Here is a 14,279-nt window from a genome sequence, read left to right on the forward strand (position 1 = left end):
GGTCACAGCAGGCTCGTCTCCTTCGAGTAGCGACGCTGGACCAGCACCGCGGTCGTCACCAGGACGAAGCCGACGACCGACTGGAACAGGCCGACCGCGGCCGTGGTGCCGAAGTCGCCGATCTGGCGCAGCGACCGGAACACGTAGGTGTCGATCACGTCGGTGGTCGGGAAGAGGGTGCCGTTGTCGCCGATGATCGCGTAGATGGTGCCGAAGTCGCCGTAGAAGATCCGGCCGACGCCGAGCACCAGCAGTACCGCGGCGGTCGGCTTCAGCAGCGGCAGGGTGATCCGCCACGCCATCTGCGCCCGGCTGGCGCCGTCGATCTGGCCGGCCTCGTAGACCTCCTCGGGGATCGAGGTGATCGCAGCCAGGAAGATGATGCTCATGTAGCCGCCGAGCTGCCAGACCTTCACCACCGTGAGGATCCACGGCCACGGGCCGGGCTCGCTGTACCAGTCCAGCGTCGGCAGGCCGAGGCCGGTGAACGCGTCGTTGACCAGGCCGCCCGAGCCCTGCGGGCCGGACAGCAGCACCTGCAGCATGATCGCGATGACGACCGGCGAGACGAAGTACGGGAAGAAGATCACCGACTGGGAGACCCGCTTGAAGTACCGGCCGCGGATCTCGTTCAGCATGATCGCGAGGGTGACGCCGGCCGCAAGGGTGGCGGCGAGGAAGAGCGTGTTCAGCACCAGGGTGTTGACCAGGATCCGCTTGGCGTCGCCGGAGCTGAAGAAGTAGCGGAAATTGTCGAGGCCGTTCCACGGGCTGCCGAAGATGCCGCGGCTGATGTCGAACTCCTTGAAGGCGACCACCAGGCCCGCCATCGGCGCGTAGCTGAAGACCAGGAAGAACGCGACCGCCGGCAGCGCCAGGGTGCCCACCCATAGGCTGCCCCGCAGGGTCACCCACCGCCGGCTGCGACTGGATCGGGTACTCATCTCAGGCCGCCCGTTCGAGATCGGCCGGCGTGACTTCGTGCAGCAGCGGCCGTCCGGCCACCAGGCGGGCCAGCTCGTCCACCGCGCACGCGCCCAGCCGGGCCAGCTCGTTGCCGTGCGACCCCGCGATGTGCGGGGTGACGAAGACGTTGGGCAGGTCGAACAGCGCCGACCCCGGAAGCAACGGCTCAGGATCGGTGACGTCGAGTACGGCGGAGATCCGCCCACCGCGCAGCTCGTCGACCAGCGCCTCGGTGTCGACCAGCTCGCCACGAGCGGTGTTGATCAGTACGGCGCCGTCCGGCAGCAACCCGAGTCCGGCCCGGTCGATCATCCGGTACGTCTCGGCGGTCGACGGCGCGTGCACGCTGACGATGTCGCTGGACGCCAGCAACTCCGGCAGGCTCACCCGCGGTACGTCGACGTCGTCGGCGTACGGGTCGTAGAGGCTGACCTCGAAGTCGAACGGCCGGAGCAGCTCGATCACCTGCCGCCCGATCCGCGAGGCGCCGATGATGCCGACCCGGCGGCCGTAGTTCCCGACGTCGGGATGGATGTAGGCGAGCGTGAACGACCGCCCGCTGCGATAGTGCTCCCGGAGCGCGAAGACGCCCTTGCCGGCCAGCAGGATCGCGCCGAGCGCGTACTCCGCGACCGGGATCGCGTTCGCGGCGGCGGCCGACGAGACCACGATGCCGCGCTCCCAGACCCCTGTGGTGACGTGCGCCTTCACGCTCCCGGCGGCGTGCAGCACCGCCCGGAGCTTCGGCGCTCTGGCCAGAAACGCCTCGTCCAGTGGCGGGCAGCCCCAGCCGGTGATCAGCACCTCGAGGTCGTCCAGCCGGCCGGCCACCCGCGGATCGTCGAAGTCGTCGACGACCAGGCCGGTGTCGATGTCGGCGAGCTCGCCGAGCCGCTCCCGCACGGGCGGCGGGAACAGCAGCGGCCAGTGCTCCGCGGCGAGGGCGAACAGCGCCACCGGGCGATCGGTCACGGGCGGTTCTCCGATCAGGATCAGGGATAGAAAGCGCTATCTACGCTAGGACGGCACGCGCCAGCTCGTCAACAGGCAGAAATGACCCATGGGCCAAGGGGATCCGGGCATGCAGCGGTCGAGGGAGGCTTGTCAGCCCCCTCGGGTCGCCGTATGGTTAGCGAACGTTTTCTATCCGGCGTACCGCATCCAGCGGTAGGCCAGCGGCTGGCCCGCGTTCCACTCGTCCATCTCCTGCTGGGAGACGTCCACGAAACCCACACCCAGATAAGTGCGGATCGCCGGCGCGTTGTCCGGCCGCACCCGGAGGAAGATGTCCGGGTGCCCGGCCGCGATCGCGGGCGTCAGCAGGGCGCGGACCAGCTCGGCCCCGATCCCCTGCCCTCGTCGTTCCGGATCCACGATGATCCGGGCCAGCTCGACCTCGTCCTCGTCGTCGTCGAGCCATACCTCGCCGTACCCCACCGGCTGGTCGCCGTCGAAGTACACGTACGCCTGGATGTCAGGCTCGAGCTTGCGCCAACTGGTGACGGCGTCGGCGGGAAACGGGTACTCCTCCCGGCCGCACAGCAACCCCACCTCGTGCGGTGTCCGGGCCCATCCGGCCACCTGGCCGTCGTACCCCTCGTGCACCCCCCGGAGCTGCCTCATTCGTGGTGCGGCGGGACCTCGCGCAGGATGCGCTCGTCGTCGTCGTTGCCGAAGTCGTTGTCGCCCCACGTCCGAGGGTCGTCGTCGCGGGTCTGGTCGGGCAGCAGCGGCTCGTCGTCCTCGTACGGGCTCGTCATGGCTCCAGATTACCGAGTCGCCGCGGCTCCCCGGTATCCAATTCACCCGGTACGGCGTCCGGCGGCAACTGCGGTCCGGCAGCGGCCTGCAGCAGCGGCGCGATGCCCGGTTCGCCTTGCCAGCGGTCGTTTCCGAGCACGCACCACGCGGTCAGCACGGACAGTGTGGGGGTCGCGAGGCCGGCCAGGCGCAACGGCTCCGCGTTCTGGAAGCCGAAGGTGATCATCCAGTTCACCGGATCGGGGTAGAACTCCTGCACGGCGGTGTAGTAGAAGCTCAGCCAGCCACGCTGCGGGAGCATGCACAGGATCCGGTAGTTCGTGACCACGGTCGGGACTTCCTGCAGGTCGCGCCACATCAGCTGCATGTCCCGTTTGGCCGCGGCCTTCCGGCTCGCGTTGATCGCCGCGTTGGCCGCCATCATGCCGAGCACAACACCCGGCTTGCCGATGAACAGCCCGCTGTTGTGCGTGTAGCGACCGCTGCCGCCGTACAGCCGCGCGTAGTGCGCCGGGGTGTTGACGTAGGCGACCTCACCGGCCTCCAGGACCAGGCCGTACATGGTCAGCGGCTGCGGAGTGTTGCCGGCCAGCAGCCAGCGCGCCCAGTCGATCCCGAGCTGCCACTCGTCCCGCTCACGCTGCGCCGTCGCCTCGTCGTTCTTCTTCCGCCCCACGACAAGAGATCGTAATCGGGGCCGAACAGCGCGTGCGCGTTACAGGTGTGCCTCGGTTGCCGCACGATCCGGCTGCGTGACCGGAACGACGCGCCGCCGTGATGCTTCTGGGGCGCGCGACGTGACTCGCTTCGACCATCATGGGTGACCTTGCCAACCCGGAAGGACCGAGTCGTGAGTGCATTACGGACACGGGGCCTGATCGGTGCGACGCTCGTCGTGGCTGTACTCGGAGTCACCGCCGCCTGCGGTGACGAGAGCGCCACGTCCCCGCCCGCCGCCCAGCCCACGGATACCCCGACCACCCCTTCGTCGCCCACCCCCAGCGGCACCCCGAGCATGGACTGCCCCGACACCATCGCGGCAGTGCGTGCGGCCACCGACAAAGTCGTCTGGGGCAAGGGCGCCGCCAAGTCCCTGTTCAACCCGGTCAGCGTGACGGTCTGCCAGTACGACGCCAAGGCGTCCGGGCAGGACTACGCGACCGTCAGCACGAAGCGCAACGCCAAGCAGGCCACGGACCTGTTCGCTCTGGTGAACGCGCCCAAACCGGTCGCCAAGAAGCCGGGCTACTGCACGCAGGAGCTCGGCCCGACGTACGTGCTGCGGTTCACCGACAACGACCGCGGCGTGCTCTCCTACACGGCGGAGGCCTACGGCTGCCGCCGCCTGGTGGCGACCTCTCTGGAGGGCCAGGGCAAGCCCGGGGAGCTGCCGGCGCCCCGCCAGGTGACACCCGAGCTGATCAAGTCGCTCGGCCTGCGCTGACCCTGCCCGGACGCGCCCCCCGAAGCCGTCCGGACCGGGGTCAACCCGCGCCTGCCTTGCGGGTCCCCTCCCTGGGTTGACCCGCAAGGCAGGTAGCGGCTCCTGGCCATCTGTTGCGAGCTGTTGCAAGCTGCAGCATGCGAGTGTTCCGGTTGCTGTGCGTGCTGCTGCTCGTCAGCACGGCTTGCTCCTCGCCGGCGGCGTCCCCCAAGGCTCCCTGCATCAGCGGCTTCACCTGTACGACGCTGACCGTGCCACTCGGCAAAGACGATCAGACCTTGAAGCTGGCCGTGGCCGCAGCCGACAACGTCGACGCACCACGTGGTGTCCTGTTGATGCTCACCGGTGGCCCAGGCCAACCCGGTGTCTCCCTGCTACCGCGGGTCCGTGCCAACCTGCACCCGGACGTGCTGCGCGAGTACAGGCTCGTCATGTTCGACCAACGCGGCACCGGGTCGTCTGGCATCAACTGCCCTTCGCTGCAAGCAGCTGTGGGCGGTTCGGACTTCCTGGCTGCGCCCGCGGGGACTGTCGAGGACTGTGCGCGACGGATCGGTCCGGGGCTTGGGTACTACGGCACACCGGACACGGTCGAGGACATCGAGCGGCTGCGCGAACACCTCGGTGTCGAGCGGATGACGCTCGACGGAACGTCGTACGGGAGCTTCACGGCGGCGCAGTACGGGCTGAAGTATCCGGACCGGGTTGCGTCGCTGGTGCTGGACTCGGTCGTGCCGCACAAGGGGTTCGACCCGTTCAGCATCGACCTGATGGGTGCTACGGGCTCCGTGCTCCGCGCTACCTGCCGACAGGATCCTGCGTGTACCACTGACCCGGTGGCCGATCTGGCGTGGTTGGTTCGGAATGGACCCGTCGATGGCACCAGCCTGTTGGAGAGCATGTCGATCTCCAGCCTCAACTCGGTCAACCCGTCGCTGAAGGGCATCCCGGCGATGCTCCACGCCGCCCGCAACGGCGACGACGCGGGACTGAAGGAGTTCGTCCAGACCGTCACCAGCAGGAACACCGCGTACGACGAGCTGTCCGCCGGGCTGCACCTGGCCACGCTGTGCGCCGACTTGCACGTCACCAAGGCCGGCGTCGAGACCAGGCTGACGAAGCTGGATCCGGCGAAGTTGTATCCGTACGACCTGGAGACAGCACGGAACCAGCTGATCGTCGACGGGTGCTCCCGGTGGCCGGCCGCTCGGATGTCGACGTACCCGGCGGCTGACAAGCTGCTGCCGCGGACGCTGATCCTGCACGGCACCAACGACCTGTTCTGCCCGGTGGAGTGGGCGCGGTGGGAGCAGGCGCACGCACAGTCGGCCCGGCTGGTCGTCGTACCCGGGAGTGGGCACAGCGTGCAGCGGGATCCGCGTGGGCGGGAGGAGGCCCGGGCGTTTTTGCTGGGCTGAGACTCGACTGTGTGTGATTGGTTGCAGCACCCTGAGCCACTCGATGCGTCTAATAGGTGTGAGGTGTTGTACGCCCAGCCGGGGAGTGGCGAGTGGAGTTCGAGGAGTACGTGTCCGCGCGCGGACAGGAACTGGTGCGGCTCGGTTTCACCGTCTCCGGCGACTATCAGCGAGCAGAGGACCTGGCGCAGATCGCCTTGATGCAGGCGTTCCGGTCGTGGCGGAAGGTGCGGAAGGCGGACGACCCGCACCACTACGTCCGGCGGATCCTGATCAACGCGTACCTGTCGATGACGCGGCGACGCTCGTTCACCGAGGCACCGGCGGCCGAGATCGACGCGGAGAACACAGTTCCCGACCACGCGACCGAGGTCGCGAACTCGGACGCTCTGTGGCGTGCGCTCGCTGAGTTGTCGGCGCGCGAGCGGGTCGTGCTGGTGCTGCGCTACTACCAGGACCTGGACGACCACACGATCGCCGAGGTGCTCGGCATCAAACCGTCCTCCGTCCGGGCGACCGCCAGCAGGGCGCTTGCCACGCTGCGGAAGACGAGACAGTCCCACCACGTGTGATGAGAGGTTGTCGTGAGCAACACCGATCTCGAGGATGACCTGCGGGGAACCTTCGACCGTGCCGCGGCCTCGGTGCCGCCGGCCACCGGTCTGACCGAGCGCGTGACCACGGGCGCCCGGCAGGCCCAGCGCCGTACCTGGATCATCTCCGGCGCCGCAGCGGTGGCAGTGGCCGCCGTCGCCGTCGTCGGCTTCAGCCTGGGCGGGAACTCGCCCGTGCAGCCGCCGGTCGCAGGCGGCCAGGCTCCGGTCGCGACGCCGTCGGTGCAAGCGCCGCCGTCGGCCGAAAGCGTGGCCGGCACGTGGCGTCCGGTCCAGATGGCCGGGCTCACCTCGCTGAAGACGGAGCGGCCGGACGACCCAGTGGTCGAGTTCCGCGCGGACGGGACGTGGACCGGCTCGGACGGCTGCAACGGGCTGCAGGGGACGTACACGATCGGTCAGCGCGGCGAGTTCACCGCGAAGGCCGGCCCGCAGCGGTTGATCGGGTGCGACAACGTGCCGCACACCGCCGTACTGCAGGGTGCCAAGCGGATCACGCTCGACGCGGACACGCTGAAGTTCTTCGCCGCCGACGGGCGTGAACTTGCGAGTTACGCTCGCGCACGGTAGTCGAAATTGCTCGCTGTCGGTGAGCGGGCCTTGACTGAGCGGAGTCCCTGACCGGACGATGGATGCGGCCGTCCACCGATTTGGGGAGCTACGTGCGACTCTCAGTTACCGTCCAGCTGCTCACACTCGGCTCAGTCTCACTCTTCGCGGTCGGCTTGACGGCGTCCGGGGCTGCCCCGGCCGCCGCGGCACCGTGCTCACACGCACAGCCCAGCGCGAGCTCGGTGCAGTCCAAGCGGCTGGCCCAGCCGACGTCCTCCTCGGACCCTCGGCCGCTCGGGGAGTCCCTCGGCGACGGCATCAGCCTCGCCGTCCGGTCTCTCGAACCAGTGGACGCCACCGGGCGGCCGAAGTCCGGCCTGCCGTACGGGTTGAGCCAGGGTGTGATCGGCGTGGTCGGCTCGGCGTCGACGGGCTACAAGGTCGTCGTGGACAGCTCGATGCTGGACACCCGCAGGTACGAGGCCGCGATGAACCGCAACGTCCCCGCGGCCGGCAAGCAGATGGTCCGGGTCGAACGCAGCTGCCGATCGGCACGCGCCGTCGCCGACACCTGGAACACGGTCGGCGCCCGGTCGTGGTCAGGTGACGCTAACCGGACCACGTTCGCCGCCGACCTCGACCCGGTCAGCGAGGACATCGTGGTCGAGTACGACAAGGCGACGACGTCGGCCGAGTCGTTGGAGGGGCTGCGCGGCCTGTCCGGCGTACAGCTGGTCGAGAGCTCACTCGCGCGGACGTCCCGGCTCAACGACACCCCGAAGGGCGGGCACTGGGGCGGTGCGCGGATCACGTCGGCGCTGAAGAACTGCACTGCCGGCTTCTCCGTCGTACGGCGTTCCAACGGCCAGCGCGGATCGGTGACCGCCGGACACTGCGGCGGCGTCGGGACGCTGTGGAAGTCGGGCAGCCACTACTACGGCACCACCTCGGTCCGCACGAACTACCCCGACTACGACCAGGCCCTGCTCACCGGCAGCACGTACGGCGTCAAGATCTGGACCGACGGCCCAGGCGACTCGGCCGACACCCGCACGGTGAAGGGCGGCGGCGACCCCGGCGTCGGCACGGTCGTCTGCCAGTCCGGCAGCTTCAGCACGTCGCTGTGCGGCATCACGGTCCGCTCGACGTCAGCGAAGTACTGCGACACCGACGGCTGTACGACGTACGTCATCCGGGCCACCCGCGGCGGCAAGATCGCGATCATCGGCGGCGACTCCGGCGGCCCGGTCTACACCGGTCGCGGCTCCACCGGCGCCACCATCCGCGGCACCACCTTCGCCGGCTCCGGCTGCGCCTCCTCCCGCTGCACCACCCTCTACGCCGAGCGCTATGCCTCCATCTCGGGCCACCTGGGCGTCTCTGCCCTGACCGGTTAGGTCGACACCGCCAGAATCACGGCGATCACGAGGATGCTGACGACGTGGTAGCCGGCGGTGATCCCGATCCACGTCTGCGGCTTGGGCTTCCGCGGATCGAAGAACCCCGTCACGTAGAGCGCCGGCGCCACCAGGAGCAGCCCTGCCACGATGCCCAGCACGACGCCCTCGCCGAACGTGTCGGTCCCACTCGCCTCGGCCACCATCGCCAGCGCCACCGTCGTGACCAGGCAGGTCAACAGCGGTACGACGTACATCACGGCCGGCGTCGCCCGCTCCTGGTCCGCCTCGGTCCACCCGATCGCCTCCTGCCACTGCTTGCCAAAGGCAACCGGAGCGAACCACAACCCCCCGATCCCGAAATACACCACCACACAAACAACCACCGCGAGCCAGTTCAGGTCCCCCAGCACACCGAAAGTCATGACCCCTCCCCCACGAATCGCCCCATGACCGCAGCGTGCGCCCACCCCACCCCCGTGTCCACACCCATGCCGAGATCGTGATCACCCTCCGCTCACGAAGATGAGCCCCACCGACAAGTCCGCTACGCTGTCCCCGTCTGTCCGCCCCCGTAGCTCAGGGGATAGAGCGTCGGTTTCCTAAACCGTGCGTCGCAGGTTCGAATCCTGCCGGGGGCACCGTGTGTGATGTCTCAAGACATCGGTATAGCTCCGAACCTGCAATTGGGGTTCGGAGCTATGTGTTTTTGGGCTTGGGGCCGGGTGGGAGGCCGCGGGGCTGGTAGTCCTTGGTGGGGTCGAGGACCAGTTCGCGCAGGAGTTCGCCGGTGGCGGCGTCGACGACGCGGATGTGTAGGTCCTGGATCAGGAGCAGGACGGGGGTTCGGGCCAGGGTTCGTCCGAGGCCGATGTGGTGGAGGCGGCCGGCTCGGCGCAGCGAGACGGCGCCGGTGTCGTCGACGCGGTCGGTGCGGACCCGGTGATGGACCTCGCCGGTGCGGTCGGCGGTGGGGGTGGCCCTGGGGCGGGCGTGGTAGGCGGCCGCTGGGGTGGCGTGGTGCGGGAGTGACCGGTGCGGGCGGTGCTGGTTGTAGTACTCGGCGAAGGTGTGGAGCAGGGCCTGGAGCTCGGTCAGGGTGGTGGGCTGGACGGGTTGGGCCCGTAGCCACTTCTTGAGGGTCTGCTGGAACCGCTCGACTTTCCCGCAGGTGGTGGGGTGGTTCGGGCGGGAGTTCTTCTGGACGATGTTCAACCGGCGGAGTTCGGTCTCGAGGCCGTTGCGGCCGCCCTTCCCGCCCGACAATCTCGTGGTGTAGACCATCCCGTTGTCGGTGAGCGTGGAGGCCGGGATGCCGTACTGCGTAACGGTTTCACGGAACGACGCGACCACGATCGCCCCGGTGATCCGGACGTGGGCGGTGACCGACAGGGCGTAGCGGGAATGGTCGTCCAGCCAGGTGATGATCTCGACATCGGCGCCAGGACCGCCCCCGGCGGTGGTCAACCGGTAATGGGTGAAGTCGGACTGCCAGCACTCGTTCGGCAACTCGGCGGCAAACCGCAGGTACGACGACCGCGGCCGCTTGGCCGGATCCGGTACGACAGCGCCGGCGCGGGCCAGGATCCGGTGGATCGTGGCCCGCGACAACCGCACGTCATGATGGTGTTCCAGGTGCCAGGCGAGCGTGTCCGCGCCGGCGTCCAGGCCCTGCTCGGACAACTGCTTGCGCAGCCGCAGTACCAGCTCCACCGTCGCGGCCGGCGTCGCCCGCGGCGAGGTCTTCGGGCGCCGCGACCGCGGCTCGAACACCGCCTCGCCCTCGACCGCGTACCTGGCCAGCAACCGGCTGATCCAGCCCTGCGACACCCCATAGGCCCGCGCCACCTCCGACTGCGAACGCCCCGCCAGCACCGCCGTGATCACCAACCGACGCTTCGACACCCCCGAAACATCGCGCCCCCACACCTATTCCGATGTATCGAGACACCCCATTCCGATGTCTTGAACCACAACACTGCCGGGGGCACCGTGTGATGTCTCAAGTCATAGGCGACAGCTGAACCTACGATTCGTGGGTTCGGCTGTTGTCATTTGGGGTGTTTGCGGGTGGGGCCGGGTGGGCGTCCGGTGGGTTGGTAGTCCTTGGTGGGGTCGAGGATGAGTTCGCGGAGAAGTCCGCCGGTGGCGGCGTCGACGACGCGGATGTCGAGATCCTGGATGAGCAGGATGACGTGGGTTCGGGCGTGGGTTCGGCCGATGCCGATGTGCTGGAGCCGGCCGTTGGCGCGGAGGGTGACGACGCCGGGTGTCGTCGACGCGGTCGGTGCGGACCCGGCGGTGGACCTCGCCGGTCCGGTCGGTGCTCGGGGTTGCTTTCGGGCGGGCTGCGTAGGCGGTGGCCGGGGTGCAGCGCTGCGGCAGGGACCGGTGTGGCCGTCGGTGGTTGTAGCACTCGACGAAGGTGTCGAGCAGCGCCTGGAGCTCGGCGATCGTGGCCGGCTGGACCGGCTGGGCCCGCAGCCACTTCTTCATCGTCTGCTGGAGCCGCTCCACCTTCCCGCCGGTGGTGGGATGGTTCGGGCGGGAGTTCTTCTGCACGATGTTCAACCGGCGCAGCTCGGTCTCGAACCCGTTGCGGCCACCGTCCCGCCGGACAACCGGGTGGTGTAGACCATGCCGTTGTCGGGGGCGTCGAGGCCGAACGCCGTACTGCTCGACGGATTCACGGAACGTGGTGAGGGTACCGCCGCGCAAGCAGAAGGGTCTGGCCGAGGCCCCCTCCACCCCCACCCCCGCCCGGCCAGGCCCTTCGCCAATACGCAGCCCGACCCGAGGGGTGAGGTGGCCGTCCCGGGGAACCGGCGATGCACGCGGCGACTCCATTGGTACGACAGGAGCGCAGCGAGGCTGGGCGGGTTCAGAAGCGCAGCCCGCCCGGCCGCCGAGCTGTGTCTGACCTGCGGAGAGCAAAGTAGCTGGGCCGTGCGGTGGTCGAGTCGGCTGCCTTCACCGTTGTTCAGACAGGGTCGGCTGGAGTACGTCGGGCTGTGGGCGCCCGGCGTCCGTGTCGCGGATGGTTGGAGCGCGTCAGGTCAGGCGCCGGGCTGCGCGTTTTCTTTGGAGGCGTTCCTGGTCTGGCCATTTGACGCCGTACGCCCAGCCGAGCTGTTCGCATCGCTTGATGAACCAGGCGTTGATGTCGACCTGTCCCTTGAGCACACCGTGGCGTGCGCAGCTGGGGTCGGCGTGGTGGAGGTTGTGCCACGACTCGCCCTGACTCAGGATGGCAAGCCACCAGACGTTTCCCGACCGGTCGCGGGCGTTGAACGGCTTCCTGCCCGTGACATGACAGATCGAATTGATCGAGAACGTGACGTGGTGCATCAGTGCGACGCGGACCAGCGTGCCCCAGAAGAACCCGGTAGCGGCACCGTGCCAGGACCTGCCCCACAGTCCACCGATCAGCGCCGGTGCCAGCACGGAGACCGCCGCCAGTCCACGGAAGTGCCGCGAGATCCATACCATGTCGCGGTCGTTCAGGAGGTCTGGGGCGTAGTGCTTCGGGTCGGCGCGATCTTGACCCCAGAGCACCCACCCGACATGGGCGAAAATGAATCCCTTGGTCACCGCCCAGGCGGTGGTGCCGTAGCGCCAGGGCGAGTGGGGATCTCCGTCCCGGTCGGAGAACTTGTGGTGTTTGCGGTGGTCGGCTACCCAGCGGATGACGGGCCCTTCGAGAGCCAGACTGCCGGCGACAGCGAGGGCGATCTTGAGGCCACGCTTGCTCTTGAACGAGCCGTGGGTGAAGCCTCGGTGGTAGCCGACGCCGATGCCGGTGGTCGTGATCACGTAGAACACGACCAGGAGGACGATGTCGCGCCAGCCGATCCAGCCGCCCCAGGCGAACAAGATCCCCGGCAGTAGCGCGAGAGTAGGCACCACGATGAACACCCAGATGAGCCCACGCTCGAGGTTGCCACCAACGGGCTGGAATTCGCCCGCAGGCGAATCATCCGAACCTGCTACTGAAGCCATGGCCCCGTCCTAGACCGTCACCCAAGCACGGGTGAAACTTGGTGAGCCGCCTCTTGGGCGGCCCAGCGCTTCGCTTCTGAACGCCAAAGACACGACGTCTCGGTCCGCCCGGGCCGACCGGCGCCGTATCCTCCAGGTGCCCCACTGCACGACCATCCACTCGCGGCTCCCCCCGTAACGATGACACTGACCACGCCGCCTCCCATTCCTCATCGCCAACCAGGGGCCGACCACCGGTCAGCTGATCGCCGATCCCTCGGTGGTACCGATCAGTGATCTGGTGGGAAGCCGCCGGGTGGTGACCAATTCGTCGGCTACGACCCGGAGCTTGACGTTGTTGTCTTGTGAATAGCGACGGAGCACTGCGAACGCCTGGTCGGCGTCGATCGCGAAGCGTTCCATCAACAGTCCCTGAGCCTGGCCGATAAGTGTGCGCGCCTCTGCCGCCTGCGCCAGCGTTGACGCCTCTCGTACGGTCGCGACCGCGACCGCGGCGTGCCGGGCCAGCAGACGCGCGGTGGCCTCATCCGCGGCGGTGAACTGGCCCGGATGGGTCCGATACAGATTCAGCGCGCCCAGGGTCGACCGGGCCGTGAACAGCCCGACGGTGAGTACACTGCGCAGACCCAGCTCGGCCACCCGTGGACTCCACTGCGGCCACCGCCGGTCGACAACGGTGTCGCAGACCAAGACGCTGTGGTGCTGCCTGCTCACCGGGACACAGGGCCCCTCGCCGTACTCCCGTTGCAGCTGGTCAGCCTGCTCCACCCGCCGGTCCGTGACACCGGCTGTCTGTAGCCGCCGACCGCGCTGAACCAAGACCGCTCCGGCGCAGTCGCACCCGGTGGCGCGCAGCGCGTACTCCAGCACCTGGCCCATCGTCTCGGCCATGCTCGCCGCGCCGGACATCTCCACCGCCAACTGCGCGAACCCGGCAGCGACCGCCACGCCTGTGGCGGGCGAACATGAACTGGGGCGGTAACTGCCGACTGCGAGCGGCTGATCATCTGCAGTGTGCGTGACAGACATGGGCCCGACTCCCTGCAATGGCACAGCGTTGGAGCGCCGTCGGGTCCAGGACAGCCGAGCACGCCGATTCGAAGTCAGAATCGGTGTGATGCTTCGAACGATACCGCCAATCCGCGCCCAAAGCGCCACTGAAGTCCCTAGTTGTACAGCAGGCCGAATGCCCGGCTGCGCTGCGTCCCCAGGCCGCGGCCCGTGATGGGACTACCTCGCCCTCCAGGCAGCAATCCCTCCGGGGTTGGTGAGCGGATGAGCCTGCCCGGCAGCAGATCAGGCGGCGCCTGGACGAGTTGTTCCTCGAGCAGCCCAGCGGGGCCGATACGCGACTGCGACACACCGTACCGGCGCGCCACCTCCGCGTGAGAACACCCCTCCACCAGCACCCGTGGTGACCAACTGGGCGTTCGACACCCAACACTGCCGGGCGTGCCATGTGATGTCTCAAGACATCGACACCCGAACGTTCTTCTGGGTTGGTGGTGGCTGCCAACGGGTACCGAGGCCGGGTGATCATCCCGTAGTGCGACGACGTAGTCGACGCGCAGATCCAGTAGCTGCGAGTTGACTGGAAGGCAGACCAATGACTCTTTCGGCCTCAGGTCCCGGCCGCTCCGGTGGTTATCTCGAGCGGCCCGCGCCGAGCAGTCTCGCGGACGTGATCGACAGCATCCTCGACAAGGGACTCGTCATCGATGCCTACGTCCGGGTGTCTCTGATCGGGATCGAACTGCTCACCATAGACGCACGCATCGTGGTCGCGAGTGTCGACACGTATCTGCGCTTCGCCGAAGCCACGAACCGCCTCGACCTGTACGAGAAGGGCGGCAAGGGCCTTCCGCAACTCATGGCCGAAGGGACTGAGAGCGGCATGGAGGCCGCGTCGCGCGGACAGGGCCGCAGGGCAGTAGAGGGTCTGTTCGGGCGAGACAAGAGCCGCGACGGCGAACGCTGATGATGTCGCGATCGCGCAGAGAACCTCGCAGCTCGTGTCTAGGCTGCTCCCGCTTCGGCGGATCGCCGGTGAGGAATGAATCACCCAGTGGGGTAGCCGGCGGAGTACCGGCTGTTTCTGCTCGAGGCCGGGGATGGCGGCGCGGGCCCG

Annotated in this window: 16 protein-coding genes and 1 tRNA gene; 7 read left to right on the forward strand and 10 right to left on the reverse strand. The window is 68.3% G+C overall.

All coding sequences use genetic code 11. The annotated features are described in order from the left end of the window. Window positions 1-2: 2 nt before the first annotated feature. From ACWCOV_RS36400 to ACWCOV_RS36420, 5 genes are all read right to left on the reverse strand, one after another. Entirely contained in the window at window positions 3-887 is an 885-nt protein-coding gene (locus tag ACWCOV_RS36400; protein WP_449833917.1) for an ABC transporter permease, read from the reverse strand. 58 nt (window positions 888-945) lie between these two features. After that, a complete protein-coding gene (locus tag ACWCOV_RS36405; protein WP_449833918.1) occupies window positions 946-1,938 on the reverse strand; it encodes a hydroxyacid dehydrogenase in 993 nt (330 codons plus the stop codon). A 171-nt stretch (window positions 1,939-2,109) separates the two neighbouring features. Continuing rightward, window positions 2,110-2,589, reverse strand: a complete 480-nt coding sequence (locus ACWCOV_RS36410; RefSeq protein ID WP_449833919.1) for a GNAT family N-acetyltransferase — start codon at window positions 2,587-2,589, stop codon at window positions 2,110-2,112. Further along, entirely contained in the window at window positions 2,586-2,726 is a 141-nt protein-coding gene (locus ACWCOV_RS36415; protein ID WP_393379689.1) for a hypothetical protein, read from the reverse strand. The genes ACWCOV_RS36410 and ACWCOV_RS36415 overlap by 4 nt, the downstream gene beginning before the upstream one ends. Then, window positions 2,723-3,403, reverse strand: coding sequence for a hypothetical protein (locus ACWCOV_RS36420; RefSeq protein WP_449833920.1), 681 nt, complete (start codon window positions 3,401-3,403; stop codon window positions 2,723-2,725). The genes ACWCOV_RS36415 and ACWCOV_RS36420 overlap by 4 nt, the downstream gene beginning before the upstream one ends. 174 nt (window positions 3,404-3,577) lie before the next feature. Between ACWCOV_RS36420 and ACWCOV_RS36425 the strand changes: the two genes are divergently transcribed. The 5 genes from ACWCOV_RS36425 (at window position 3,578) to ACWCOV_RS36445 (ending at window position 8,152) form a co-directional block, all read left to right on the forward strand. Then, entirely contained in the window at window positions 3,578-4,171 is a 594-nt protein-coding gene (locus ACWCOV_RS36425) for a hypothetical protein (protein ID WP_449833921.1), read from the forward strand. 137 nt (window positions 4,172-4,308) lie between these two features. Beyond that, window positions 4,309-5,589: an alpha/beta hydrolase family protein gene (locus tag ACWCOV_RS36430; RefSeq protein WP_449833922.1), complete on the forward strand. Its 1,281-nt coding sequence runs from the start codon at window positions 4,309-4,311 to the stop codon at window positions 5,587-5,589. Between the two features lie 92 nt (window positions 5,590-5,681). Then, entirely contained in the window at window positions 5,682-6,161 is a 480-nt protein-coding gene (locus ACWCOV_RS36435) for a SigE family RNA polymerase sigma factor (RefSeq protein WP_449833923.1), read from the forward strand. A 12-nt stretch (window positions 6,162-6,173) separates the two neighbouring features. Next, window positions 6,174-6,773, forward strand: a complete 600-nt coding sequence (locus tag ACWCOV_RS36440; RefSeq protein ID WP_449833924.1) for an META domain-containing protein — start codon at window positions 6,174-6,176, stop codon at window positions 6,771-6,773. Between the two features lie 92 nt (window positions 6,774-6,865). Beyond that, entirely contained in the window at window positions 6,866-8,152 is a 1,287-nt protein-coding gene (locus ACWCOV_RS36445; RefSeq protein WP_449833925.1) for a hypothetical protein, read from the forward strand. Here ACWCOV_RS36445 and ACWCOV_RS36450 read toward each other — a convergent pair. Further along, window positions 8,149-8,577, reverse strand: coding sequence for a DUF1761 domain-containing protein (locus tag ACWCOV_RS36450; protein WP_449833926.1), 429 nt, complete (start codon window positions 8,575-8,577; stop codon window positions 8,149-8,151). The genes ACWCOV_RS36445 and ACWCOV_RS36450 overlap by 4 nt on opposite strands. A gap of 143 nt (window positions 8,578-8,720) precedes the next feature. Here ACWCOV_RS36450 and ACWCOV_RS36455 point away from each other — a divergent pair. After that, a tRNA-Arg gene (locus tag ACWCOV_RS36455) sits at window positions 8,721-8,793 on the forward strand. Between the two features lie 58 nt (window positions 8,794-8,851). On the opposite strand, the gene ACWCOV_RS36460 is transcribed toward ACWCOV_RS36455, so the two are convergent. From ACWCOV_RS36460 to ACWCOV_RS36475, 4 genes are all read right to left on the reverse strand, one after another. Then, window positions 8,852-10,057: an IS481 family transposase gene (locus ACWCOV_RS36460; RefSeq protein ID WP_449833927.1), complete on the reverse strand. Its 1,206-nt coding sequence runs from the start codon at window positions 10,055-10,057 to the stop codon at window positions 8,852-8,854. 102 nt (window positions 10,058-10,159) lie between these two features. Further along, the gene (locus ACWCOV_RS36465; RefSeq protein WP_449833928.1) at window positions 10,160-10,999 is read right to left on the reverse strand and encodes an integrase core domain-containing protein; all 840 of its coding nucleotides are present in this window, start codon (window positions 10,997-10,999) and stop codon (window positions 10,160-10,162) included. A 204-nt stretch (window positions 11,000-11,203) separates the two neighbouring features. Further along, a complete protein-coding gene (locus ACWCOV_RS36470) occupies window positions 11,204-11,974 on the reverse strand; it encodes an acyl-CoA desaturase (RefSeq protein ID WP_449833929.1) in 771 nt (256 codons plus the stop codon). Between the two features lie 414 nt (window positions 11,975-12,388). After that, the gene (locus tag ACWCOV_RS36475) at window positions 12,389-13,180 is read right to left on the reverse strand and encodes a GAF and ANTAR domain-containing protein (protein ID WP_449833930.1); all 792 of its coding nucleotides are present in this window, start codon (window positions 13,178-13,180) and stop codon (window positions 12,389-12,391) included. A gap of 652 nt (window positions 13,181-13,832) precedes the next feature. On the opposite strand from ACWCOV_RS36475, the gene gvpJ reads away from it, so the two are divergent. After that, window positions 13,833-14,129, forward strand: a complete 297-nt coding sequence (gene gvpJ, locus ACWCOV_RS36480) for a gas vesicle protein GvpJ (protein WP_449833931.1) — start codon at window positions 13,833-13,835, stop codon at window positions 14,127-14,129. Window positions 14,130-14,279 lie beyond the last annotated feature (150 nt).

It is taken from the genome of Kribbella sp. NPDC002412, from assembly GCF_053592935.1.